Below are 22,535 nucleotides of genomic sequence, written 5' to 3' on the forward strand. Positions count from 1 at the left end.
ATGTAAGCTCGGTCGCCGCATCCATGCGGCTCACGCCCCCGCAACCGGACCCACCCCGCCTTCGACAGATTTCCGCGATCTGTCGGGAAGGCATGGCCTGCTCTTGGTGGGTGTCGACCTTGGTCGACAGGTAGATGTAGATCCACGCCACGCGTGGATGCTTCTCGATCAATTGTCGAAATATTCGAATTCGATGGAGTCATCCACGCATGGCGTGGACCTACCAGATCGCGGGAAACTGTCAGAGGTGGGGCGGTGTCGGAGTGCGGGGTGTCCGCGGCATGGGCCCGAGGCATGCCTCGGGCGGGTTGGGCAGGACGCCCGACCCGGGTCTTGCCGTGCGCGCAGGACAGCGCACACGAGCAAGCCGCGGCCAAGCCTACAAGGACGTACTTGCGGCGTCCCCGCAGTCCGACACCGCCCCGCCATCCCACGGAAGCCCGCTGTCGCTGTTGCTGTAGCTGTTGCTTGAAAGCATCTGCAGGTGCAGGGCGCAGCCCTGCCGACCTACTTCGCCCAGCCTTCGATTTCGCCGTGCGCGAACGGTCCGAGCTTGGCCTTCACCATCCGTCCCTGCGCGTCGAACAACACGCTGTAGGGCAGCAGGCCCTGCGCGTTGCCCAACTGCACGCTGGCATCGCGTGGGCCGGGGGTATCGAGCACGATGGGATAGTCCACCGGCACCCGCTGCAGGAAATCACGCACGCTGTCAGGCGTATCCAGTGCCAGGCCCAACACCTGCACGCCGCGTGCGCCCTGGCCCTCGGCAAAGCGGGCCAGCTCGGGCATCTCTTCCACACAGGGGCCGCACCAGCTGGCCCAGACATTGACCAGCAGTGGCCGGCCCTTGAAGCGTTCGCGGATATCCAGCGCGTGGCCTTCGCCATCGGGCAGGACCAGCGCCGGCAGCGGATCACCGGGGCGCAGCCTCGGCAGCGCCGGGGGCGATACGGCAGGCGCCGCAGCTTCCGTCGCCGGCTCCGGCGCCAGCCGGTTGCCGGCCCATAGGCCAAGACCGGCAGCCAGCACTGCTGTCCACAGCAGCGCTGGCCGTTGCCACTTCATCGCGCGGTGCGCAGCAGGGCTTCTTCCACCAGCGCCTGGGTCAGCAGGGTCGGCAGCACCGTCGGCGGGGCGCCGGGGCCGTACACCACGTACAGCGGCACGCCCACGGCCTTGTGCTCATCCAGGAACGCGGTGATCTGCGGGTCGACATTGGTGTAGTCGCCCCGCATGTACACCGCGTTGGTGCGCTTGAGCAGTTCCTTGAACTCCGGGCGCGACAGCACCGCGCGCTCGTTGGCCTTGCAGCTCACGCACCAGTCGGCGGTCATGTTGACGAACACCACGCGGTTGTCGGCGCGCAGGCGGTCCAGCATCTGCGGCGAGTAATCCACCACGTTCTCGCTGCTCGCCTGCGCGGCACGTGCCGGCGGTGCCAGCTGGGTCACGGCCCACACCGGCACCAGCGCGGCGATCACCAGCAGCACGCCCAGCAGCCCGGCCGCGCGCTGGCTGCGCCAGCGGCTGCGCTCGAACAGCCACAGGCCACCGGTGAGCAGCAGCAGGCCACCCAGCGCCAGTGCCATGCCATCCACGCCGCGCTGCTTGCCCAGCACCCACAGCAGCCACAACGCGGCGGCGTACATCGGGAAGGCCAGCACATGCTTGAGGGTTTCCATCCACTGGCCCGGCTTGGGCAGGCGACGGGCCAGCGCCGGCACGAAGCCGATCAGCAGGAACGGCAGGGCCAGGCCCAGGCCGAGGAACAGGAACACCAGCATCGCCGCCACCGGCGGTGCAACGAAGGCATAGGCCACCGCCGGGCCGAAGAACGGTCCCACGCAGGCACTGCCGACCACGCAGGCCAGCACGCCGGTGAAGAAGTCGCCGGCGGGGCCACTGCGTCGCGCCAGCGACTGGCCGAAGTTGCCGATGCCGCCGCCCATGGTGAACACGCCGGACAGGCTCAGGCCCACCGCGAACATGATGTAGGCCAACGCCGCGACCACGCCAGGATGCTGCAGCTGGAAACCGATGCCGACCGCATTGCCCAGCATGCGCAGGCCGACCATCAGCGCGCCGATCACCGCGAAGGCGACCAGCACGCCCAGCGTGTACCACATGGCGTGGCTGCGGGCGCGCTCGGGGCTTTCACCGCTCTGCGCCAGGCTCAGCACTTTCAGCGACAGGATCGGCAGCACGCAGGGCATCAGATTCAGCACCAGGCCACCGCCCAGCGCCAGCAGCAGTACCCACAGCAGTGAACTGTCGGTTTTCGGCACGCGGCTCGGCGCCTTGGTACGCAGCGCATTGTCCTGCTGTGCGTCTGCGGCGAAGGCATCGCGCGCGCCGTTGCTGGCGTCGGCACCACCCGTGGCGGCCGGCGCGTCGTTGGGCACGGTCGGAAGCAGGCGCAGCGGTGTGCCGTTGGCGCCCTCGCGGGTGCCGGCAGTGGCCGAACCCGGCAGCGAACGAATCACTTCGTCGCGTGCGGCAGGTGCATCACTGGTGGCGTTGGCCTTGCCGGCGGGGATCGACAACTTCACCCGGCGGGTCATCGGCGGGTAGCAGATGCCATCGGTCTGGCAGCCCTGGAAGGTCACCACCAGCGTGCTGTCGACCGCCTCGGCGCGGCTGCGGCGCAGCGGCACCGGCACTTCCACCTGGTTGAAATAGACCGCCACGTCACCGAAGTGCTCGTCGCGGTGCGACTGCGCCGCCGGCCAGCGCGGCTTGTCGGCCAGTACCCCGGCGCTGCCTTCCAGCTTCAGCGAGGTGCGGTCGCGATACAGGTAATAGCCCGGTGCCGGGCTGAAGCGCAGCAGCAGGGTGTTGCCATCGCTGGCGATGGCATCGAAGCCGAATGCCTGTTCCGACGGCAGCGGCAGTGCCTGGCTGTTGCTGGTGCCCGGCAGCCGCAGGCCACCGCCACTGCCGGCGCCGGCCAGCGGGTTGTTGAATGCACTGGCGCCGGTGGCGCGTGCGGTCGGCAGCGTGGCCGCCGCACCGCCTGCACCGGGCAGGGTCACCTGCACCACGCGCTTCTGCGGCGGGTAGCACACACCAGCATCGGCGCAGCCCTGGTAACGCACTTCCAGGCTGATGGTGCCGGCGGCATCGGAGGGCGCGCCGGGCAGGGTGGCCTGCAGGCGCTCGCGGTAGGTCTCCACCTCACCGAAGAAATCGTCGTGGTGCTTCTTGCCTGCGGGCATCTGCAGCGCAGCGGCGTTGAACGCCGGATCAGCCTTCACCGTGGTGCGGTGGCGATACAGGTAATAGCCGGGGGCGATCTTGAACTGCAGTTGGATCTGGCCACGCTCGGGCGCGCTGGCGGTCAGCGCGAACGCCTGGTCCACCGGCAGCAGATCCTTCTCATCCAGCGCGAAGGCTGGCAATGAAAGCCACAACAGGGCGCACAAGGCGGCGCCACGCGCAAACAGAGTCTTCAATCAGTGTCCTCCCGGGTCTGTGCCCGGATCCAGTCCAGATACGCCGGCAGGCCGGCCCGGGTTTCGACCGCGATGCACTCCGGGAGTTCATACGGATGCAGTTCGACGATCCGGGCGATGGCGTCATCGACACGGCTTGCGGTGGTTTTCACCAGCAGCTGCAGCTCGGCATCGGTGGTGACCTCGCCCTGCCAGCGGTAGGTCGACTGTGCGCCGTCCAGGCGGGTCACGCAGGCAGCCAGATGCTCGGCGACCAGCGCGTGCGCGATGCGCTCGGCACTGGCCCGGTCCGGGCAGGTGGTCAACAGCAGCAGGACGGGATCGACGGTCGACATGACCGTCGAGTATAGGGCCCCTGTCCGACCGGGTCAGGATCGGACAGGGGAAATACAACTTTCTTCAAACGGTGTCAGTTGGCCAGCTGGCAGGTCGCGGGCTTGGCCGAGGTGAACAGGCCCGGAGTGGCCCACTCGGGGTGGTCGATGAACGGGTTGCGGTTGCCCTGGAAGCTGTAGATCACGTCATTGCGGGCACGTTCTGCAGCGCTCGGCGGATCAGCAAGATGCCAGTCGATCAAGGTCGACAGCAGGCCCATGTAGGCCGGCGAGCTGCTGGTCTTGACGATCTTGCTGCGGTCGTCGGTCAGTTCCAGGTCCGGTTCGGACTGGCCGGTGGCCGCATCCTTGCCCCCTTCGTAGCGGATGGCCATGTACATCACCGCGCGTGCCATGTCGCCCTTGCGTGCACCCCACACTTCAAAAGTGCCAGCGTTGCCATCCGGCGTACGTACCCAGTTCGAATTGCCCGGATAGCCGCCGCTGCCGCCGCCCTGGCCGTTGTTGGCCTCGGTGGCACGCTCGCCGCAGTTGGCGTCGCACTTGCCGAACGGCTTGTTGCCGCGGTCGGCGTTCCACTGTGCGTCGGTCAGGTACAGCATGTGGGTGTCGGTATAGGGCGCATACGGCAGGCCCTTGTCGCCGGTGGTGCTGGCAAAGCCCAGCGAGTTCGGCCAGGTGTGCTCGCGGTTGTACTTCAGGCCGCCGCCACTGCCTGCACGGTCGGTCACCTTGGTGTAGCTGCGGTTGCGATAGGCGTCGAGGATCCGGCCACTGTTGTTCGGATCTTCGTCGGCGATCTCCAGGATGGTCCAGGTGCTGGTGCCCGAGCCACTGTACGGATACGCAGTGTGGCCCTTGATGGTGGCGTGCAGCGAGCAGCGCAGCTGGCTGGGGCTGCTGGTGTTGACCTTGGAGTAATAACCCGCCGGGCCGCCGGGATTGCCCGGATCCGGATTGCCGGTGGTGGTGGCCACGGTGAAGGCGATGCGGCTGTCGGTCGCCGGACGGGCACCCTGTGCGTCGGTGATGCGTGCAGCACGGATGTCGAAGCGGCAGGCTTCACCGGCCACCAGCGCGGTGTTGGTCGACAGCTTCACACTCTTGCCGCTGGCCGGCCAGGTCAGCGGCACGCTGCCGGAGGTGCCGCAGGTCAGTGCGAAGGCGCCGCTGGCGAGGTTGACCGTCTCGCTGAACACCACTTCCAGGTCGGCGGCGGCAGGGAAGGTGCTGCTGCCCTGTGCCGGCGTGGTGGTGGATACCGACGGCGGCGTGTTCGGGCCCGGGGTGCCACCGCCACTGAAGGTCTGGTTGTTGTTGCAGCTGCCGAAGGTCTGCCTGGCCGATTCGGCCCAGGTGAAGTGCGCGTACTGGCTGCCGCTGCCGGTCAGCTGCAGCGAGGTGCCCGCAGCGGTGCTGTTGGTTTCGGCAACGGGAATGTTCTGGCTGGTCATGCCGGCGGCGGGGCCGGCGGAGGCGGTGATCGCGCCCTCGTAGCTGAGGAACTGGACCACCTTGCCGCTGGCGTCGACCAGGGCGATGCCGTCGTTGGGACCGTTCTGCAGACCATTGGTGGGGTAGGTGACCACGGCCAGGGAGGCGCTACCGCAGCTGGCCGCAGTTCCGGCCGGTACCGCGTTGTTGGCGTAGACCGTGGCGGCCGACGGATTGCTGCCGTTGTAGAGGTACAGGCGGTAGCCGGACAGATCCTCGCCGGCGGTAGCGACCACTTCGATGGCTTCGCCGACGTCACCGGCAGCGGTGCTGTCGTCGTAGTGCAGTTCGTTGATGAAGACCTCGGCCTGGGCCGGCGCAGCAGCCAGGGCCAGCAGGCAGGCGGTGGCGAGCGGGGACAGCAATCGCATCGACTACTCCTTGTGATTGGGAATGCCGGGCCACCCTAAAGCCGATCCGGTGACACTTTGCCGTTAATGAACGCCAGATATCTGACAGTGCGACGGCGGTCACCAAATGGCGGCCAATTCCCCCTTGGCTTGCCGCGACGCATCCCTATAAAGGCGTCCGCGCAGGGATGGAGTGCCGCCGGGCCGCCGGGAAAAATTTCGGGGGCGGGCCTTGAAAGGCCTGCGGAGGTCTCCATCTCTGTCGTGCTCCCGACCTGTCGGGCTTTTTCACGCGCGTTGCTGGCAGTCACCTGGTGTGAGTGCTAACATCGCCGGACTTTTTCAGACCAATCAATAACTTAAGAGGTCCCACATGAGCATCAAGCCGCTGCACGACCGCGTTGTGGTCAAGCCGATCGAAGCCGACGAAGTTTCCGCCGGTGGCATCCTGATCCCGGACTCCGCCAAGGAAAAGTCCACCAAGGGTGAAGTCGTGGCCGTGGGCCCGGGCAAGCCGCTGGACAACGGCAACGTGCGCGCTCCGTCGCTGAAGGTCGGTGACAAGGTCATCTACGGCCAGTACGCCGGCAGCTCGTACAAGAGCGAAGGCGTCGAGTACAAGGTCCTGCGCGAAGACGACGTGCTCGCCGTCATCGGCTGAGTGTCAGCGCGACCTGCTTCAGCTACACCCCATTTCCGCTAAAAGCAGCCGGGCTCCGCTCGGCTCTACACAGAGGTAAACGCAATGGCTGCCAAGGATATTCGTTTCGGTGAAGACGCCCGTTCGCGCATGGTGCGCGGCGTCAACGTTCTCGCCAATGCCGTCAAGGCCACCCTGGGCCCGAAGGGCCGCAACGTCGTGCTCGAGAAGAGCTTCGGCGCCCCGACCATCACCAAGGACGGCGTGTCCGTCGCCAAGGAAATCGAACTGGCTGACAAGTTCGAGAACATGGGCGCGCAGATGGTGAAGGAAGTCGCGTCGCGTACCAACGACGACGCCGGCGACGGCACCACCACCGCCACCGTGCTGGCCCAGGCCCTGATCCGCGAAGGCGCCAAGGCCGTTGCTGCCGGCATGAACCCGATGGACCTCAAGCGCGGTATCGACAAGGCCGTCGTGGCTGCCGTCGCCGAGCTGAAGAACATCTCCAAGCCGACCGCTGACGACAAGGCCATTGCCCAGGTCGGCACGATCTCGGCCAACTCGGACGAGTCGATCGGCCAGATCATCGCCAACGCGATGAAGGAAGTCGGCAAGGAAGGCGTGATCACCGTTGAAGAAGGCTCGGGCCTGGACAACGAGCTGGACGTGGTCAAGGGCATGCAGTTCGACCGCGGCTACCTGTCCCCGTACTTCATCAACAACCAGCAGTCGCAGACCGCTGACCTGGATGACCCGTACATCCTGCTGCACGACAAGAAGATCTCCAACGTCCGTGACCTGCTGCCGGTGCTGGAAGGCGTCGCCAAGGCCGGCAAGCCGCTGCTGATCGTTGCCGAGGAAGTCGAAGGCGAAGCGCTGGCGACCCTGGTGGTCAACACCATCCGCGGCATCGTCAAGGTCGTGGCCGTCAAGGCTCCGGGCTTCGGCGACCGTCGCAAGGCGATGCTGGAAGACATGGCCGTGCTGACTGGCGGCACCGTGATCTCCGAGGAAGTCGGCCTGTCGCTGGAAAAGGCCACCATCAAGGACCTGGGCCGCGCCAAGAAGGTGCAGGTCTCCAAGGAAAACACCACCATCATCGATGGCGTGGGTGACAAGGCTGCGGTCGATTCGCGCGTTGCGCAGATCAAGACCCAGATCGAAGACACCTCCTCGGATTACGACCGCGAAAAGCTGCAGGAACGCGTGGCCAAGCTGGCCGGTGGCGTGGCAGTGATCAAGGTCGGCGCTTCGACCGAAATCGAAATGAAGGAAAAGAAGGATCGCGTCGACGACGCCCTGCACGCGACCCGTGCGGCCGTTGAAGAAGGCGTGGTTCCGGGCGGCGGCGTTGCCCTGGTCCGTGCGGTCTCCGCACTGGCTGGCCTGAAGGGTGCCAACGAAGACCAGAACCACGGCATCCAGATCGCCCTGCGTGCGATGGAAGCCCCGCTGCGCGAAATCGTTGCCAATGCCGGTGAAGAGCCGTCGGTCATCGTCAACAAGGTCAAGGAAGGCACCGGCAGCTTCGGCTACAACGCCGCCACCGGCGAGTTCGGCGACATGCTGCAGTTCGGCATCCTGGACCCGACCAAGGTGACCCGTTCGGCGCTGCAGAACGCAGCCTCGATCGCTGGCCTGATGATCACCACCGAAGCCATGGTTGCCGACGCTCCGAAGAAGGACGAGCCGGCCATGGGTGGCGCCGGTGGCATGGGCGGTATGGGTGGCATGGGCGGCATGGACTTCTAAGTCCCGCTGCACTGCTGCAATGAAAAACCCCGCCGCAAGGCGGGGTTTTTTTGTGGGTGGCGTGTTGCCGCCAATGGGTCCATGCCAATGGGTCCATGCCAGTAGATCCACGCCATGCGTGGATGGCGTCAGCGCACGAACACCTTCTCCGCGCCGTACTCCCAGTTCCACGGCACTCCGGTATCGCCCAGCACGAACGCCACCAGCGCCGGAAACGCCGCCTCGGCGCGGACATCGTTGCCCAGCATCACCACGCAGCGCTGGCCCTGCTCGATGCACACCAGGGTGTTGCCCACCGCATCATCGTGGCCGCCCTTGTAGAAGCCGGGCCCCTGCGGCCCGCGGAAGGTGACCACGCCCAGGCCGGCTGCCAGGTTCCTGCGCCGCTCCGCTACCGGCAGTTCCGCCTGCAGGGTCGGAAACTGGCTGGCCGTGGTGATCGGCAGCTGCGGACGTACCAGCTCCTGCCGCATCGCCGCTGAAAGGCCTTCGCCGCGCACATAGCCCGCTGCGAAGTTGGCCATGTCGGCGATGGTGGTATCCATCGAGCCGGCGGCCCGCACCCGGCTGCGCTCGTCATGCGGCTCGGGCGTGCCATCGGTGGTCCAGCCGTCGGCCAGGTTGGTGGCGAAATCCTCGCGCCACATCATGCTGGTGCGGGGCATGCCGAAGCGGTCGAACACGCGGCGCTGCATCAGCGCGCCGACGTCCTGGCCAAGGCGTCCCCGTTCGAGCACGAACTGCAGCAGGATCAAGCCTTCGCCGGAATAGCCGTAGCGGCTGCCCGGATCGAAATGGAATCGCAGCCTGCCATCCGGTTCCAGAAACGCGAAGTTGGCAAAGCCGCTGCCATGATTGAGCAGCAGGCGCGGGGTGAGCCGGCGCCAGCGTTCGTCGCCGGCCAATACGCTGTAATCGGCGTAGTGCTTCGTATCGACGGGGTAGTCCGGCAACGGCTTGTCCAGATACGTGGCAATGCCGGCGTCCAGCGCGATCACCTGGTCCTGTGCCAGCTGCGCGACCAGGTGGCCAAAGGCCATCTTGGTCAGCGAAGCGGCGTACATCACGGTGTCGGTACGCAGCGGTTCGCCGGCGGCGTTGCGCTCGCCATAGGCGGCCACGTGCACCACCTTGCCAGCGTCGATCACCGCCAGCGCCATGCCACGTGCGTGTGCGGCCTGCATCAGCCGTTGCGCCTGGGCATCAATGCGGGCTGGCGATGGCAGCGGTGGTGGCGCAGCGACTACGGCCATCGGCAACAGCGTCAGCAACAACAGGACGACACGGCACATGCGTGGAACTCCTGGCGGGACGTGGCGCGATGCTACCGCAGCTTCGACTGCCGGCGCCGGTCGACCGCACCCACGCCCCGGGGCGGTGCCGGGTCATGCCCTGCGGCAGCCCGGTCCGGACTTGCGCCTTGCGGGATCGATAATATAATAAGGCGCCTAATCATCACGGATATGATGGATGATTGAAGCAAAACACACGGCTCTCATCCAGGAGGCTGGCCGTCGCGGCGATCCCCACCTGGCCCAGCTGCGCCTGTGCTTCCAGCTGCTGGCCTTGTCCAGCGCGATCGACCGTGACTGCGCTTCACGCCTGGCGCCGCACGGCCTCAGCGAGGGCCGTTTCATTGTGCTGTTCCTGCTGCACGGTGCTGGTGGCACGTTGCCTCCGCACGAGTTGGCCGAGCGTGCTGGCGTCACCCGCGCCACCATCAGCGGGTTGCTCGATGGCCTGCAGCGTGACGGCCTGCTGCAGCGGCGCAACGATGCCGAGGATGGCCGCCGTCTGCAGATCGTGCTGACGGCCCGCGGCAAGCGCTTGGCCGGCGATCTGTTCGACCAGCACACACAATGGATCGGCGGACTGTTCAACGGTCTTGATTCCAGCGAACAGGTGCAGTTGTCGCTGCTGTTGGAAAAGGTCTGGCGACACACCGACGCGGGCCAGGAAGCAGGTACATGAGCAATACCATCGCCACGGCACGTCTGCGGGAATTGAATGCGGGCAGTGCAGCCAGCACGCATCTGGCCGAGTGCCTGGCTGTGGACTTCGCTGCGTTGCTGCAGGCGGTGGCACCGACCTTGCCACCGGCCTCGATACAGCGCATGCAGGCCGCCGCAGGCAAGGGGATCACCCAGCGCATGGCATTGGCCGCAGCGCTACTGCGCGAGGCAGGGCAGGGCGACGTGCAGCGCAGGCAGGCGCATCCCTCCGACACCGTGCGCGGATGGGCCTGCTATCTGATCGGCGCCGACGCGCAGGCGGCATTGGCCGACAAGCTGCAGGCCATGCGTTCACTGGCAGATGATCCGCACTTCGGTGTGCGCGAATGGGCATGGTTGGCCTTGCGCAGCGATATCGTCGCCGAGCCGCTGGAAGCGCTTGCCCTGCTGCAACCCTGGACGCAGCAGCGCTCGCCGCATCAGCGCCGCTTCGCCTGTGAGGCGCTTCGCCCCCGCGGTGTATGGGCCACGCACATTGCGCTGTTCAAGCAGCAACCCGAGCACGCGTTGCCCTTGCTGGAGGCCCTCGCTGACGATCCCGAGCGCTATGTGCAGGACTCGGTCGGCAACTGGCTGAACGACGCCGGCAAGAGCCAGCCCGACTGGGTGCGCGATGTGTGCACGCGGTGGCAGTCAACGCACAACAGCGCAGCCAATAAGTACATCCGCAAGCGCGCGCTGCGCTCGCTGTAGCGCCGTACCGTTCACCCGCGTTTCCCGGCAGTGCCGGCCGCTGGCCGGCAACCCCATGACCTTCAAGGGAGACCCCATGCGCCACCGCCTCATCGGACTGCATTCCGGCACCCTCGTGGCACATGCGCGTGTCATCCATTCCGGGTAAAGATGGCGCTCGGCCGTGTCCATCCGCAGGGAAGTCGAGCATGCAGAGCAAGATCCAGGTCACGTTGTACGGAGCGCTGGGCAGCAGTCCAGCGCTGCAGGTACCCGGCCTGGAAGGGCCGGTGGTGGCCATCCAGGAAGCCACCCTGCGGCAGCTGGTGTCCGATCTGTATACGGCCAGGTCCATGCTCAACCCCGAACAGCTTGATGAGGCCAGGCAGGAACTGGACCGCGTGGTGGAGCGTTGGGTCGACATTCACGAGACGCTGCTGCTGGACGTGGAAGTGCATGGCGGCCGATAGTCCGCTGAACCGCGCCCGCAGTTGCGGATGAAACAGTTGGCACCCGCCAAAACCCTGTGTTATCAATAGATCCCATGAACGCAACCCACGCCAGCTTTTATTGGTATTACTTTCCGAAGCCCCCGGCGGAGGAAGGATTGCGCTCACCCTGAAGAAAGCTTCAGACGCATTCCCGAAAGCCGCCAGCGAACCTGGCGGCTTTTTTCATGTCGCCACGCTGCGGACCCCCAACGTTCCGTAGAGACCCCTCACCATGCCCCCGCACACCGACGACCTGCGTATCCGCACCATCGAACCGCTGACACCGCCTGCCCAGCTGCTGGCGATGCTGCCCTGTGATGACGAAGCCTCCGACACCGTCAGCGCTTCGCGCGCCGCCCTGCACCAGATCCTGCATGGCCGCGACGACCGCCTGGCGGTGGTGGTCGGGCCGTGCTCGATCCACGATCCGAAAGCCGCCATCGAGTACGCACAGCGCCTGAAGCCGCTGCGCGATGCGCTGGCCGGCGAGCTGGAAATCGTCATGCGCGTGTACTTCGAGAAGCCGCGCACCACGGTGGGCTGGAAGGGCCTGATCAACGATCCGGACCTGGACGGCAGCTTCAAGATCGACAAGGGCCTGCGCATCGCCCGTGGCCTGCTGCGCGACATCAACAAGCTCGGCCTGCCTGCCGGCGTCGAGTTCCTCGACGTGATCTCGCCGCAGTACATCGCCGACCTGGTGGCATGGGGCGCGATCGGCGCACGCACCACCGAAAGCCAGGTGCATCGCGAGCTTGCGTCGGGGCTCTCGTGCCCGGTTGGCTTCAAGAACGGCACCGACGGCAACGTCAAGATCGCCGCCGATGCCGTGGGCGCGGCCTCCAATCCGCATCACTTCCTGTCGGTCACCAAGCAGGGCGGCACCGCCATCGTCTCCACCACCGGCAACCCCGACTGCCATGTGATCCTGCGTGGTGGCAAGCAGCCGAACTACGACGCGGCCAGCGTGGCCGATGCCTGTCAGGCACTGGCCAAGGCCAAGCTGCCGACGCGCCTGATGATCGATGCCAGCCACGCCAACAGCCTGAAGAATCACGAAAACCAGCCGAAGGTGATCGAAGACATCGCCATCCAGCTGGAAGATGGCGAGCAGCGCATCGTCGGTGTGATGGTCGAAAGCCATCTGGTGGGTGGCCGCCAGGAGCTGGTGGAAGGCCAGCCGCTGGTCTACGGCCAGAGCATCACCGATGGCTGCATTGATTGGGACACCACCATGCAGGTGCTGGAGCGGCTCGCCGCTGCCGTGCGCGCCCGCCGTGAAGTGAAGGTGTCCGAAGCCGCTTGAGTGCGGCACGTGTGTGGATGGCGGCCAGTGCCTGCGGGGGTGCGGCCGCGATCAGGGCCGGTCGGAGTTGGAGACCGGCCCGTCTGCACCGGCGATGCGCCTGGCGCTGCGTATGTGCGACAGCGCCAGGTACATCGCCGGGGTGGTGTGAGACCCGAACCGGCGATGGCCGCAGTAGATCCACGCCATGCGTGGATGAAGCCGACCGGCTCACCGCCCCGCCCGTACTCGCGCCAACGCCAGATACATCGCCGGCGTGGTGTACAGCGTCAACCACTGGCTGACCAGCAACCCGCCGACGATGGCGATGCCCAGCGGCTGCCGCAGCTCCCAACCTTCACCGTTGGCCAGCATCAGCGGCAACGTACCCAGCAGTGCCGCCAGCGAGGTCATCAGGATCGGCCGCAGGCGCAGTCGTGCCGCTTCCATCACCGCATCCTGCGCGCTCAGCCCGCGGCGTTCGCCGGCCAGGGCGAAGTCGACCAGCAGGATCGTGTTCTTCATCACCACGCCCACCAGCAGGAACAGGCCGAGCAGGGCGATCAGGTTCAATTCGTTGCCGAACAGCCACAGCGCCAACAGCGCCCCGATGCCGGCCGACGGCAGCGTGGACAGGATCACCAAGGGCTGCAGGAAACTCTCGTAGAGGATGCCCAGCACCAGGTACACCGCCAGCGTCGCACCCAGCACCAGCCACAACTGGCGCGAACGCAGCTGCTCCAGGCCGCCGGCCTCGCCGGACAGCTTGGCCTGCACCGAGCGCGGCAGCATCAGTTTGGCCATCGCCGCATCAATCGCCCGGGTGGCCTGTTCCAGGCCCACGCCGGGTGCCAGCGCGAACTCGATCCAGATCGAGGCGAACTGCTCGCTGTGGTACACGCGGTCCGGCGCCATGCCATAGCGCCAGCTGGCGATGCTCGACAGGGGAATGCGCTGGCCGCTGCCATCGATCACCTGCAGCCGTGCCAGCGTGCCCGGGTCTTGGGTGTGCTTCGGGTCCAGCTCCATCACCACCCGGTACTGGTTGAGGCTGTCGTACAACGTGGCGACCTGGCGCTGGCTGAAGGCGTTGTTGAGCATGTTGGCTACGGTGCGCAGGTCCACGCCGTGGCGCGCCGCTGCCTCGCGGTCGATGTCCAGCATCACCTGGCGCATGCCGGCCTCGCCCTGCGCTTCCACGTCCACCAGTTCCGGCAGGCCACGCAGCGCAGCAGCGACCTTCGGTGCCCATTGGCGCAGTGGCGCGGTATCGGCCGAGAGCAACTGGAATTCGTACTTGCCGCTGCTGCCGGCGCCTTCCAGGCGGATGTCCTGGTCCACCCACAGGTACAGATTACCGCCGGGCAGCTTGGGCAGGCGCGCACGCAGTCGATCGATCACCTGCTGGCTGGAGACACCGCGCTCGGCCAGCGGCTTCATCTTGATCATGATGAAGGCGTTGTTGACTCCGTTGCTGCCACCGATATACCCGATGATGTCCTCGATGGCCGGGTCGGACAGCAGCAGTCTGCGGTAGGCATCGATCTTCGGCTGCATCGCCTGGAAGGACAGGCCGTCATCGCCACGCGCGAAGCCGCGCAGCTGTGCGGTGTCCTGCTGCGGAACGATGCCCTTGGGTACCTGCTGGAACAGCCAGGCATTGAGTGCGATCACTGCCACGAAGGCCAGCAATGGCCAGCGCAGTTGCCGCAGGCTGGCCTGCAGGGTGCGCAGATAGGCGCCACGCACGCGCTCGAACAGCGCATTGCTGCCGCGCTGCCAGCGCGTGGGCTGTTGTGCGTCATCGACGAACAGGCGCGCGCACAGCATCGGCACCAGGCTGAGTGCCACCAGCACCGACACCGTCATCGCCGCCACCAGGGTCAGCGAGAATTCGCGGAACAGGCGCTCGACGAAATCGTCCAGGAACAGGATCGAGACGAACACCACTGCCAGCGCCAGGTTCATCGATAGCAACGTAGCGCCCACTTCCGATGCACCGCGCACCGCCGCCTGCCAGCGGTCGGCGCCCAGTTCGCGATGGCGCGCGATGTTCTCCAGCACCACGATGGCGTCGTCCACCACCAGTACCGCCGCTACGATCAGGGCCATCAGCGAGAGCGTATTGAGCGAGAAGCCCATCAGTGCGATCAACGCCAGCGTGCCGAACAGCACCACCGGAATGGCCACGCCGGGTACCAGGGCCGCACGCCAGTGGCCAAGGAAGCCGAGCACCACCAGCACCACCAGCGCGATCGCCAGCAGCAGGGTCACTTCTGCTTCGTGCAGGGTGGCGCGGATCACCGGGGAGCGATCCATCACCAGCCGCATGTCCACCGTGCTCGGCAGCAATGCGTGCAACTGCGGCAGCTGTGCCTGGATCGCATCGACGGTGGCGATGATGTTGGCGCCGGGCTGGCGGCTGACGATCAGCAGCACGGCGGGGCGTTCGTTGTGGAAGCCACTGGCATAGCGATCCTCCACGCCATCGGCGACGGCGGCGACATCGCCCAGCCGCAGCAGGCGGTCATCGCTGGCCTTCAACGCCAGTTCCCGGTACTGCGCGGCCTGGCGCAGCTGCAAAGGCGCCTCCAGTTGCCAATGCTGCCGCGCGCCTGCGACCGCACCCAGTGGGCGCACTGCATTGGCGCGGTTGATCGCCTGTGCCACGTCCTCCAGCGCCAGGCCTGCGTGATTGAGGGCATTGGGATCCAGCGACACGCGAACCGCCGGCAGCGCGCTGCCGCCCACCTGCACTTCGCCCACGCCGGGTACCTGCGACAGCTTCTGTGCCAGCACGGTCGAACCCAGGTCGTACAGCTGTCCCGGCGAGAGCGTATCGGAGGTCAGCGCCAGCGCCAGGATCGGCGCCTGCGACGGATTGACCTTGCGGTACTGCGGCATGCCCGGCATGCCGCTGGGCAGCTGGCCGCGGGCGAGGTTGATCGCGGCCTGCACTTCGCGCGCGGCCTCGTCGATGTCGCGGCCGAGCACGAACTTCAGTTCGATCTCGGTCTGCCCCTGGGTGCTGGCCGAATCGATGCGCGAGATGCCGGGCAGGCTGCCCAGCGCACGCTCCAGCGGCGTGGCGACGGTGGCCGCCATCGATTCGGGCGAGGCGCCAGGCAGGCTGGCACTGACTTCAATGGCGGGATAGTCGACCTGGGGCAGCGGTGCCACCGGCAGCAGGCGCAGCGCCAGCAGGCCGGCCAGTACCAGCGCCACCGCCAACAGGAGGGTCGCCACCGGACGCTGCACGCAGGCCTGTGCCAGGCGTGCCACAGGGGTCATGCGCCGGCCTCGCCAGCGGTTGCCGGTGCTGTCGCGCGGCCACGCTGCAGCCGGTCGAAGGCCAGGTAGATCACCGGCGTGGTGAACAGGGTCAATACCTGGCTGACCATCAGGCCACCCACCATCACCCAGCCCAGCGGCTGCCGCAGCTCGGCGCCCGAGCCACTGGCCAGCATCAGCGGTACCGCGCCGAACAGCGCGGCCAGGGTGGTCATCAGGATCGGCCGGAAGCGAAGCAGCGCTGCCTGGTGGATCGCTTCACGCGGACTCATGCCGCGCGTGCGCTGCGCGTCCAAGGCGAAGTCGATCATCATGATTGCGTTCTTCTTCACCAGGCCGATCAGCAGCACGATGCCGATCACCGCGATCAGGTCCAGGCTGCGTCCGCTCACCCACAACGCGGCCAGGGCGCCCACGGTCGCCGAGGGCAGGGTGGAGAGAATGGTGATGGGGTGGATGAAGCTCTCGTAGAGCACGCCCAGCACGATGTACATCACCACCACAGCGGCAAGGATCAGCCACAGCGTGCTCGACAGCGAGCTGCTGAAGGCCGCCGCCGCGCCCTGCAGGCGCAGCTCGATGCTCTGCGGCAATGCCACCTGCGCCTGCGCGGCATGCACGGCATCCACCGCTTCGCCCAGCGATGCGCCGGGCGCAAGGTTGAACGACAGCGTGGCCGCCGGGAACTGGCCGACATGGTTGCGCAGCAGCGCCGTCGGCCCCTGCTCGATGCGCGCGACCGCGCCCAGCGGCACGGTCTGGCCGTTGCTGCTGCGCACGCGCAGGCCGCTGATCGCCTCCGGTCCCGGTTGCCGCGCCGGATCGGCCTCCAGCACCACCCGGTACTGGCTGGCCTGGGTGAAAATGGTGGAGATCTGCCGTTGCCCGTAGGCGTCGTACAGTGCGTCGGCCACCGCTTCCACACTCACGCCAAGGCGCGCGGCGGCATCGCGGTCGATGCTCACCCTGGCCTGCCGGCCCTGCATCTGCAGGTCGCTGGCCACATCGCGCAGCGCCGGCGACTGGCGAAGCGCGTGCAACAGCTTCGGTGTCCAGGTTTCCAGCGTCTGCAGGTCCGGCGTGGTCAGGGTGAACTGGTACTGGTTGCGGCTGATGCGGTCTTCGATGCCCAGCTCCTGCACCGGTTGCAGGTACAGGGTGATACCGGGAATCCTGGCCACGCGCTGCTGCAGCCGCGCCATCACCACGTCGGCGCCCTCGCGCTCGCCGTGTGGCTTCAGTTCGATCAGCAGGCGGCCGGTATTGAGGGCGGCATTGTTGCCGTCCACGCCGATGTAGGAAGACAGGCTGGCCACGGCTGGGTCCTGTTCGATGGCCGTGGCCAGGGCAAGCTGGCGCTCGCGCATGGCCTGGAACGAGATCGCCTGCGGGGCTTCGCTGATGCCCTGCACCAGGCCGGCATCCTGCACCGGGAAGAAGCCCTTGGGCACGGCGAAATACAGCGCCACCGTCAGCGCAAGCGTGGCCACGGTCGCCAGCAGCATCAGTGGCTGGCGCTGCAGCACCCAGCGCAGCTGGCGGTCGTACAGGGCAATGATGCGATCGAACACGTCGCGCTTCGGGGTCGGAGCCCTGACCGGATCCGACCCGGGCGGGGTCAGATCCCCGTGGGGCGCTGACCCTTTGGCATGTGGTTTCAGGAAGCGCGCACACAGCATCGGCGTCAAGGTCAGCGACACCATCAGCGAAATGCCGATGGCCACCGCCAGCGTCACTGCGAACTCATGGAACAGCGCGCCCACCAGGTCGGCCATGAACAACAGCGGGATCAGCACGGCGATCAACGATACCGTCAGCGACACCAGGGTGAAACCAATCTCGCTGGCACCTTTCAGCGCTGCCTCGCGCGGGCTTTCGCCGTCTTCCAAGTGGCGGGCGATGTTCTCCAGCATCACGATCGCATCGTCCACCACGAAGCCGGTGGCGATGGTCAACGCCATCAGCGTGAGGTTGTTGAGCGAATAGCCGGCCAGCAGCATCACCGCGAACGTACCGATCAGCGACAGCGGCACCGCCACGCTGGGAATCAGCGTAGCCGGCAGGTTGCGCAGGAACACCCAGGTCACCAGCACCACCAGCGCGATGGCCAGCACCAGTTCCTTCTGTACGCCGCGCACGGACGCGCGGATCGATTCGGTGCGGTCGCTGAGCACGGTCATCTGCACGCCGGCCGGTAGCGTGGCCTGCAGCTGCGGCAGCAACGCACGCACCTGTCCGACCACGGCGATGACGTTCGCGCCGGGTTGGCGCTGGATGTTCACCAGCACCGCCGGGGTGGTGCCGCTCCATGCCGCCAGCTGGCGGTTCTCGGCGCCGTCGGTGATGGTGGCGACATCGCCCAGCCGCAGCGGTGCGCCGTCGCGCCAGGCCAGCACCAGTGCACGGTATTCGGCAACGCTGCGCATCTGGTCGTTGGCATCGAGCATCACCGCGCGGATCGGGCCATCGAAGCTGCCCTTGGGCAGGTTGACGTTGGCCGCAGCGATCGCGGTGCGGATGTGGTCCATGCCAAGGTTGTTGGCGGCCAGTGCGGCCGGATTGACCTGGATGCGCACGGCGGGGCGCTGGCCACCGGCCAGGCTGACCAGACCCACGCCCGGCAACTGCGCCAGCCGCTGCGCGATGCGGGTGTCGACCAGATCGTGCACTTGTGGCAGTGACAGGCCCTGCGAGGTCACCGCCAGGGTCAGGATCGGCGTGTCGGCCGGATTGACCTTGCGGTACACCGGTGGCACCGGCAGGTCGCCTGGCAGGAAACTGCCAGCCGCGTTGATCGCCGCCTGCACATCCTGTTCGGCCACGCCCAGCGACACCTCCAGGCCGAACTGCAGGGTGATCACCGAGGCGCCACCGGAACTGGTGGACGACAGCAGTTTCAGGCCGGGAATCTGCCCGAGCTGGCGCTCCAGCGGCGCGGTGATGGTGCGCGTGGTCAGCTCGGGGCTGGCACCGGGGTACAGCGTGGTGATCTGGATGATCGGGTAGTCGACCTGCGGCAGCGCCGCCACCGGCAGCAGGCGATAGGCCAGTACCCCGGACAGCAGCAGCGCCACCATCAGCAGGGTGGTGGCGACCGGGCGCAGGATGAAGGCGCGCGAGAGGTTCATGCGCCGGCCTTGGTCGATGCCTCCTCGGTGATGATCTCCACCGCGGTGCCGTCTTCCAGCCCATCGATGCCTTCGATCACCACCTTGTCACCGGCCACCAGACCGGAACGCACCGCAACGCGACCGTCATCCGCCGGGCCGAGTACCACCGTGCGTCGTTGTGCCTTGTTGTCCTTGTCGATGATGTGCACGTAGTTGCCCTGACTGCCGAACTGCACGGCAGCGTCGGGAACCAGCAGCGCGGGATGCTCGCCCAGCTGCAGGCGCACATTGACGAACTGGTTGGGGAACAGCGCCTGGTCGGCGTTGTCGAACTGCGCGCGCAGCTTCAGCGTGCCGGTGGCGGTATCGATGCGGTTGTCGACGCTGGACAGGGTGCCGCTGGCGAGCTGCCGTCGTTCTTCGCGGTCCCAGCTTTCCACCGCCAGCGCCGGCTGCGCCTGCACCGCATCGAGCAGGGCGGGAAGCTCCGGCTCGGGCACGGTGAACAGCACGCTGATCGGCGCCGTCTGCGCCAGCGTGACCAGGCCTTCGGTATCGCTGGCGTGCACCAGATTGCCTACGTCCAGCCGGCGCAGGCCGACACGGCCGCTGACCGGGGCGATGATGCGCGTGTACTGCAACTGCAGGCGTGCTTCGTCCACCGATGCCTGGTCGCTGAGGCGGCGCCCCTGCAGCTGCCGCACCTTGCTCTGCTGGTCGCTCAGTTCCTGTGCCGACACGTAGTTCTGTCGCTGCAGTTCGCGATAGCGCTGCAGCTGGCGCTCGGCATTCTCCAGCTCGGCCAGGTTCTGCTGCTGCGTACCCTGTGCGTGCGCAAGCTTCACTTCGTAGGGGCGGGGATCGATCTGTGCCAGCAGGTCGCCGGCGTTGACCTGCTGGCCTTCCTGGAAATGCAGGCGCATCAGTTCGCCGTCCACGCGGCTGCGCACCACCACGCTGTGCAGCGGAGTGACCGTACCGACCGCCTTCATCCGCAGCACCAGCGGCTCGGCGCTGGCAAGGGCGATGCGTACAGGCACCGTCTTGCCGCTGCCGGCTTCGCCACTGCCCGCCTCGGCCCGCGGCCACAGCCACCACGCCAGGCCAGCGACAAGGGCAAGACCGGCAACGACCAGCAGCAGGCGGGCACGACGTGAGCGGGAGTTTTCGGCGACAGACATGGGCATCCTGCGCCCTGCGTGCACGCAGGGTCATGCGGGCCCGTCGGCACCACGAAGGGCCACGGGCAGCGGGGAGGGGGATTGTCTGGCGGGGCCGCGGACGCGGCGTGGCTGGATGCCGTCGCGCGTGCGACGGGGCGCTAATGGTAGCGGTTTACGGGGGTCGTCGCCGCGTGACCTTGGTCATGCGACCCAACCAGAAATGCCGGCTGCCGGCTGGCAACCTGTTGGAATCTGCAGGCGTGCGCAGTGCTGCCGGCCAGCGGCCGGCACCACCGTCAAACGATCAATGCACTTCGTCGTGGTACACGAACTTCGGCATTTCCCAGCGGTAATGGATCGCCAGCAGGCGCACGGCGAACCCGCCACCCAGGCAGCACAGGATCGCCGTGGCATCGGCCACGCCCCAGTGCAGCAACAGCAGATACACCGCACCGGTCAGCAGCGAGATGATGGCGTACAGCTCTTTCTGGAAGATCAACGGCACCTCGTTGCAGAGGATGTCGCGCAGCACGCCGCCGAAGGCACCGGTGAGCATGCCGGCGATCAGCACGATCGGCAGTGCATGGCCGGCCTCGCGCGCGATCGAGCAGCCGATCAGCGTGAAGGCGATCAGGCCCAGCCCGTCCAGCACCAGGAAGGTGCGGCGGAAGTGGTGCATCCAGCGCGCCACCCAGGTGGCGATCAGTGCGGCGCACACAGTGAAGCCGAGGTACTCAGGGTGTTTCACCCAGCCCAGCGGATAGTGGCCAAGCAGGATGTCGCGCAGCGAGCCGCCACCGAGGGCGGTGACACAGGCGATCATCACCACGCCGAACAGGTCCATGCGGCGGCGGCCGGCAGACAGGGCACCGGTCATGGCTTCGGCGGAAATGGCGATCAGGTAGATGATGGACAGCAGCATGGGACAGGCTCCGGGCGCGGTGTGGCCGGCCATGCATCACTATCGCCACTGCCTGCGCAATGACGGGATGACGATGACCGGTGCCGCTCCCGCTGTCCTTTTGCCTGAGAGTTCAGCGGCGTGAGCCGCGTGCCCCTTCGGCGGATCGTCCCGGGCGTGCCCGGTGACCTCTCTCCAGCTCGGCGAGTCGAATGCATGGTTGGTGGGATTCCAGCCCACCGGCCTGAGCGATCATGGGAGCCTGCGCCTTCGGCGGGCGCCAGCGCGGCGCCTCTCTCCTGCATTCGGTCGCCAGTATATCCGCTGCAGTGCAGCACGGCATAATCCGGCAATGGTTTCGCCCTCCCGCCCGTGGTTCCTGTACCTGCTCGAATGCCGCGACGGCAGCTATTACGCCGGCATCAGCACCGACGTGCAGGCCCGTTTTGCTGCACACCAGGCCGGCAAGGGGGCCCGCTACACCCGGTCGCGGCCGCCACTGCGGGTCCTGGCGGTGCGTGAGTACCCGGACCGTGCAGCGGCCTCGCGTGCCGAATGGGAGCTCAAGCGGCAGCCGCGCGAACGCAAACTGGCGTGGCTGTTGCAGTAGATCCACGCCATGCGTGGATGGGGCGCATCCGGCCATGCCATGATCGCCCAGCCCTCAGCGCTGGAGACCCGGATGTCCACCGTTGCCCTGTTGTTCGCACTTTCCGCAGCAGCAAGCCCCGCCGCCGACGCCGCCACGATCGCAGCCATCGAAGCCACCTGCCATGACTACGTGGATGGCCAGCTGGAGGCCGACCCGCAGCGCGTCGCCCGCTCCCTGCATCCGGACCTGGCCAAGCGCGCGGTGCTCGGTGATACACCGGACGAACGCCTGGGCCTGCGCCGGATGTCGAAGGAAGAGCTGGTTGCGTTGACGAAGCAGGGCGCGTTGAAGACCCCGAAAGATCAATGGGATCGCCGCTGCACGGTGCTGGACGTGACCGGCAACGCCGCATCGGTGCGGCTGGAAACCCCGTGGTTCGTCGACTACTTCCACATGGGCCGCTTCGAGCAGCGCTGGGTCATCGTCAACGCGCTGTGGTACCCGAAGCCGAAGACGGAGTGACGCATGCGTGCTGCTGGCCGTGCATGGATCGCGCTACTGCTGTTGCTGGCCTTCGTTGCCCTGCTACCGGGGCTGTTGTACCTGCTTGGGCTCGCTTGGGTGGAGGGCTGGCCGCAGCCCGCCGACCGCGCGCCCAGTGGTGTGGCGGCATGCAGCAGTGAGCCGCGCATGGGGCACCAACCGATTAGCCCCTGGAGCTTCACCGCGCAGTTTTTCGACAAGGATGCGATGAAGAAGAAGGTGCCGGATGTCGAGCGGGAGGCCTACTGGATTGCCCGCCGCCACCTGTGGCGGCAGCCGCAGCACGACATGCTGCGCTGGCATCTGAGCAGCACCGCGTTGGCGATCTGGATCACCCGGCATTGGAGTGCCGCACAGATTGCCGATACCGCGAGGAAAGAAGATTTCTGCCGGGCATGGTCGAAACGGCGGGTCCCGGGCGGTCCCATGAGGCAGTAGGGCCACGCCAC

18 protein-coding genes and 2 riboswitches are annotated in these 22,535 nt (G+C 66.9%); of the genes, 9 read left to right on the forward strand and 9 right to left on the reverse strand.

Annotated features, from left to right (window positions below):
- Positions 1-507: 507 nt before the first annotated feature.
- From AC07UW_RS04750 to AC07UW_RS04765, 4 genes are all read right to left on the reverse strand, one after another.
- Positions 508-1,065 (reverse strand): TlpA family protein disulfide reductase, encoded by a 558-nt coding sequence (locus tag AC07UW_RS04750; protein ID WP_495211529.1) that lies wholly within the window; start codon positions 1,063-1,065, stop codon positions 508-510.
- Positions 1,062-3,452 (reverse strand): protein-disulfide reductase DsbD domain-containing protein, encoded by a 2,391-nt coding sequence (locus tag AC07UW_RS04755; RefSeq protein ID WP_313249903.1) that lies wholly within the window; start codon positions 3,450-3,452, stop codon positions 1,062-1,064. Before AC07UW_RS04755 ends, AC07UW_RS04750 begins: the two co-directional genes overlap by 4 nt.
- Positions 3,449-3,787, reverse strand: a complete 339-nt coding sequence (gene cutA / locus AC07UW_RS04760) for a divalent-cation tolerance protein CutA (RefSeq protein WP_080149728.1) — start codon at positions 3,785-3,787, stop codon at positions 3,449-3,451. The genes AC07UW_RS04755 and cutA overlap by 4 nt, the downstream gene beginning before the upstream one ends.
- Before the next feature lie 74 nt (positions 3,788-3,861).
- Positions 3,862-5,652, reverse strand: a complete 1,791-nt coding sequence (locus AC07UW_RS04765) for an endonuclease (RefSeq protein ID WP_495211530.1) — start codon at positions 5,650-5,652, stop codon at positions 3,862-3,864.
- Between the two features lie 352 nt (positions 5,653-6,004).
- Here AC07UW_RS04765 and AC07UW_RS04770 point away from each other — a divergent pair, with 352 nt between their 5' ends.
- Together AC07UW_RS04770 and groL are read left to right on the forward strand one after the other, a co-directional pair.
- Positions 6,005-6,292 carry a co-chaperone GroES gene (locus tag AC07UW_RS04770; RefSeq protein ID WP_025878649.1) on the forward strand — a complete coding sequence of 96 codons (288 nt, stop codon included), beginning with the start codon at positions 6,005-6,007 and terminating at the stop codon, positions 6,290-6,292.
- 84 nt (positions 6,293-6,376) lie between these two features.
- On the forward strand, positions 6,377-8,026 hold the full coding sequence (gene groL / locus AC07UW_RS04775) for a chaperonin GroEL (RefSeq protein WP_025878650.1): 1,650 nt from the start codon (positions 6,377-6,379) through the stop codon (positions 8,024-8,026).
- A gap of 128 nt (positions 8,027-8,154) precedes the next feature.
- Here the strand turns inward: groL and AC07UW_RS04780 are convergent, their stop codons facing one another.
- Positions 8,155-9,318 carry a serine hydrolase domain-containing protein gene (locus AC07UW_RS04780; protein WP_495211531.1) on the reverse strand — a complete coding sequence of 388 codons (1,164 nt, stop codon included), beginning with the start codon at positions 9,316-9,318 and terminating at the stop codon, positions 8,155-8,157.
- 178 nt (positions 9,319-9,496) lie between these two features.
- Between AC07UW_RS04780 and AC07UW_RS04785 the strand changes: the two genes are divergently transcribed.
- The 4 genes from AC07UW_RS04785 to AC07UW_RS04800 all read left to right on the forward strand — a co-directional run bounded on the left by AC07UW_RS04785 (position 9,497) and on the right by AC07UW_RS04800 (position 12,507).
- Positions 9,497-9,997: a MarR family winged helix-turn-helix transcriptional regulator gene (locus tag AC07UW_RS04785; protein ID WP_223496831.1), complete on the forward strand. Its 501-nt coding sequence runs from the start codon at positions 9,497-9,499 to the stop codon at positions 9,995-9,997.
- A complete protein-coding gene (locus AC07UW_RS04790; RefSeq protein ID WP_495211532.1) occupies positions 9,994-10,731 on the forward strand; it encodes a DNA alkylation repair protein in 738 nt (245 codons plus the stop codon). Before AC07UW_RS04785 ends, AC07UW_RS04790 begins: the two co-directional genes overlap by 4 nt.
- A gap of 188 nt (positions 10,732-10,919) precedes the next feature.
- Positions 10,920-11,180, forward strand: a complete 261-nt coding sequence (locus AC07UW_RS04795) for a hypothetical protein (protein ID WP_025878654.1) — start codon at positions 10,920-10,922, stop codon at positions 11,178-11,180.
- 253 nt (positions 11,181-11,433) lie between these two features.
- Positions 11,434-12,507: a 3-deoxy-7-phosphoheptulonate synthase gene (locus AC07UW_RS04800; protein WP_495211533.1), complete on the forward strand. Its 1,074-nt coding sequence runs from the start codon at positions 11,434-11,436 to the stop codon at positions 12,505-12,507.
- Positions 12,508-12,717: 210 nt separating this feature from the next.
- Here AC07UW_RS04800 and AC07UW_RS04805 read toward each other — a convergent pair whose 3' ends face one another.
- The 4 genes from AC07UW_RS04805 to AC07UW_RS04820 all read right to left on the reverse strand — a co-directional run bounded on the left by AC07UW_RS04805 (position 12,718) and on the right by AC07UW_RS04820 (position 20,972).
- A complete protein-coding gene (locus AC07UW_RS04805) occupies positions 12,718-15,777 on the reverse strand; it encodes an efflux RND transporter permease subunit (protein WP_495211534.1) in 3,060 nt (1,019 codons plus the stop codon).
- Entirely contained in the window at positions 15,774-18,905 is a 3,132-nt protein-coding gene (locus AC07UW_RS04810) for a multidrug efflux RND transporter permease subunit (protein ID WP_495211535.1), read from the reverse strand. Before AC07UW_RS04810 ends, AC07UW_RS04805 begins: the two co-directional genes overlap by 4 nt.
- On the reverse strand, positions 18,902-20,068 hold the full coding sequence (locus AC07UW_RS04815; RefSeq protein WP_495211536.1) for an MdtA/MuxA family multidrug efflux RND transporter periplasmic adaptor subunit: 1,167 nt from the start codon (positions 20,066-20,068) through the stop codon (positions 18,902-18,904). The genes AC07UW_RS04810 and AC07UW_RS04815 overlap by 4 nt, the downstream gene beginning before the upstream one ends.
- Positions 20,069-20,354: 286 nt before the next feature.
- Positions 20,355-20,972, reverse strand: a complete 618-nt coding sequence (locus AC07UW_RS04820) for a trimeric intracellular cation channel family protein (protein ID WP_032952083.1) — start codon at positions 20,970-20,972, stop codon at positions 20,355-20,357.
- A gap of 84 nt (positions 20,973-21,056) precedes the next feature.
- Positions 21,057-21,160: riboswitch (glycine riboswitch) on the reverse strand.
- Between the two features lie 13 nt (positions 21,161-21,173).
- A riboswitch (glycine riboswitch) is annotated at positions 21,174-21,263 on the reverse strand.
- Between the two features lie 40 nt (positions 21,264-21,303).
- Here AC07UW_RS04820 and AC07UW_RS04825 point away from each other — a divergent pair.
- The 3 genes from AC07UW_RS04825 to AC07UW_RS04835 all read left to right on the forward strand — a co-directional run bounded on the left by AC07UW_RS04825 (position 21,304) and on the right by AC07UW_RS04835 (position 22,524).
- Positions 21,304-21,561 carry a GIY-YIG nuclease family protein gene (locus tag AC07UW_RS04825; RefSeq protein ID WP_032952084.1) on the forward strand — a complete coding sequence of 86 codons (258 nt, stop codon included), beginning with the start codon at positions 21,304-21,306 and terminating at the stop codon, positions 21,559-21,561.
- A 72-nt stretch (positions 21,562-21,633) separates the two neighbouring features.
- Positions 21,634-22,065 (forward strand): nuclear transport factor 2 family protein, encoded by a 432-nt coding sequence (locus AC07UW_RS04830; protein ID WP_495211537.1) that lies wholly within the window; start codon positions 21,634-21,636, stop codon positions 22,063-22,065.
- 3 nt (positions 22,066-22,068) lie between these two features.
- Complete coding sequence (locus AC07UW_RS04835; RefSeq protein WP_495211538.1) at positions 22,069-22,524, forward strand: hypothetical protein; 456 nt, start codon at positions 22,069-22,071, stop codon at positions 22,522-22,524.
- Positions 22,525-22,535: the final 11 nt, after the last annotated feature.

It is taken from the genome of Stenotrophomonas sp. GW821-FHT02D01 (assembly GCF_059421765.1).

Bases quoted from the DNA above. Each gene is read 5' to 3' on its own strand.
- AC07UW_RS04750 (WP_495211529.1), bottom strand. From the start codon at position 1,065: ATGAAGTGGCAACGGCCAGCGCTGCTGTGGACAGCAGTGCTGGCTGCC.
- cutA (WP_080149728.1), bottom strand. From the start codon at position 3,787: ATGTCGACCGTCGATCCCGTCCTGCTGCTGTTGACCACCTGCCCGGAC.
- AC07UW_RS04765 (WP_495211530.1), bottom strand. From the start codon at position 5,652: ATGCGATTGCTGTCCCCGCTCGCCACCGCCTGCCTGCTGGCCCTGGCT.
- AC07UW_RS04770 (WP_025878649.1), top strand. From the start codon at position 6,005: ATGAGCATCAAGCCGCTGCACGACCGCGTTGTGGTCAAGCCGATCGAA.
- groL (WP_025878650.1), top strand. From the start codon at position 6,377: ATGGCTGCCAAGGATATTCGTTTCGGTGAAGACGCCCGTTCGCGCATG.
- AC07UW_RS04780 (WP_495211531.1), bottom strand. From the start codon at position 9,318: ATGTGCCGTGTCGTCCTGTTGTTGCTGACGCTGTTGCCGATGGCCGTA.
- AC07UW_RS04785 (WP_223496831.1), top strand. From the start codon at position 9,497: ATGATTGAAGCAAAACACACGGCTCTCATCCAGGAGGCTGGCCGTCGC.
- AC07UW_RS04790 (WP_495211532.1), top strand. From the start codon at position 9,994: ATGAGCAATACCATCGCCACGGCACGTCTGCGGGAATTGAATGCGGGC.
- AC07UW_RS04795 (WP_025878654.1), top strand. From the start codon at position 10,920: ATGCAGAGCAAGATCCAGGTCACGTTGTACGGAGCGCTGGGCAGCAGT.
- AC07UW_RS04800 (WP_495211533.1), top strand. From the start codon at position 11,434: ATGCCCCCGCACACCGACGACCTGCGTATCCGCACCATCGAACCGCTG.
- AC07UW_RS04805 (WP_495211534.1), bottom strand. From the start codon at position 15,777: ATGACCCCTGTGGCACGCCTGGCACAGGCCTGCGTGCAGCGTCCGGTG.
- AC07UW_RS04810 (WP_495211535.1), bottom strand. From the start codon at position 18,905: ATGAACCTCTCGCGCGCCTTCATCCTGCGCCCGGTCGCCACCACCCTG.
- AC07UW_RS04815 (WP_495211536.1), bottom strand. From the start codon at position 20,068: ATGTCTGTCGCCGAAAACTCCCGCTCACGTCGTGCCCGCCTGCTGCTG.
- AC07UW_RS04820 (WP_032952083.1), bottom strand. From the start codon at position 20,972: ATGCTGCTGTCCATCATCTACCTGATCGCCATTTCCGCCGAAGCCATG.
- AC07UW_RS04825 (WP_032952084.1), top strand. From the start codon at position 21,304: ATGGTTTCGCCCTCCCGCCCGTGGTTCCTGTACCTGCTCGAATGCCGC.
- AC07UW_RS04830 (WP_495211537.1), top strand. From the start codon at position 21,634: ATGTCCACCGTTGCCCTGTTGTTCGCACTTTCCGCAGCAGCAAGCCCC.
- AC07UW_RS04835 (WP_495211538.1), top strand. From the start codon at position 22,069: ATGCGTGCTGCTGGCCGTGCATGGATCGCGCTACTGCTGTTGCTGGCC.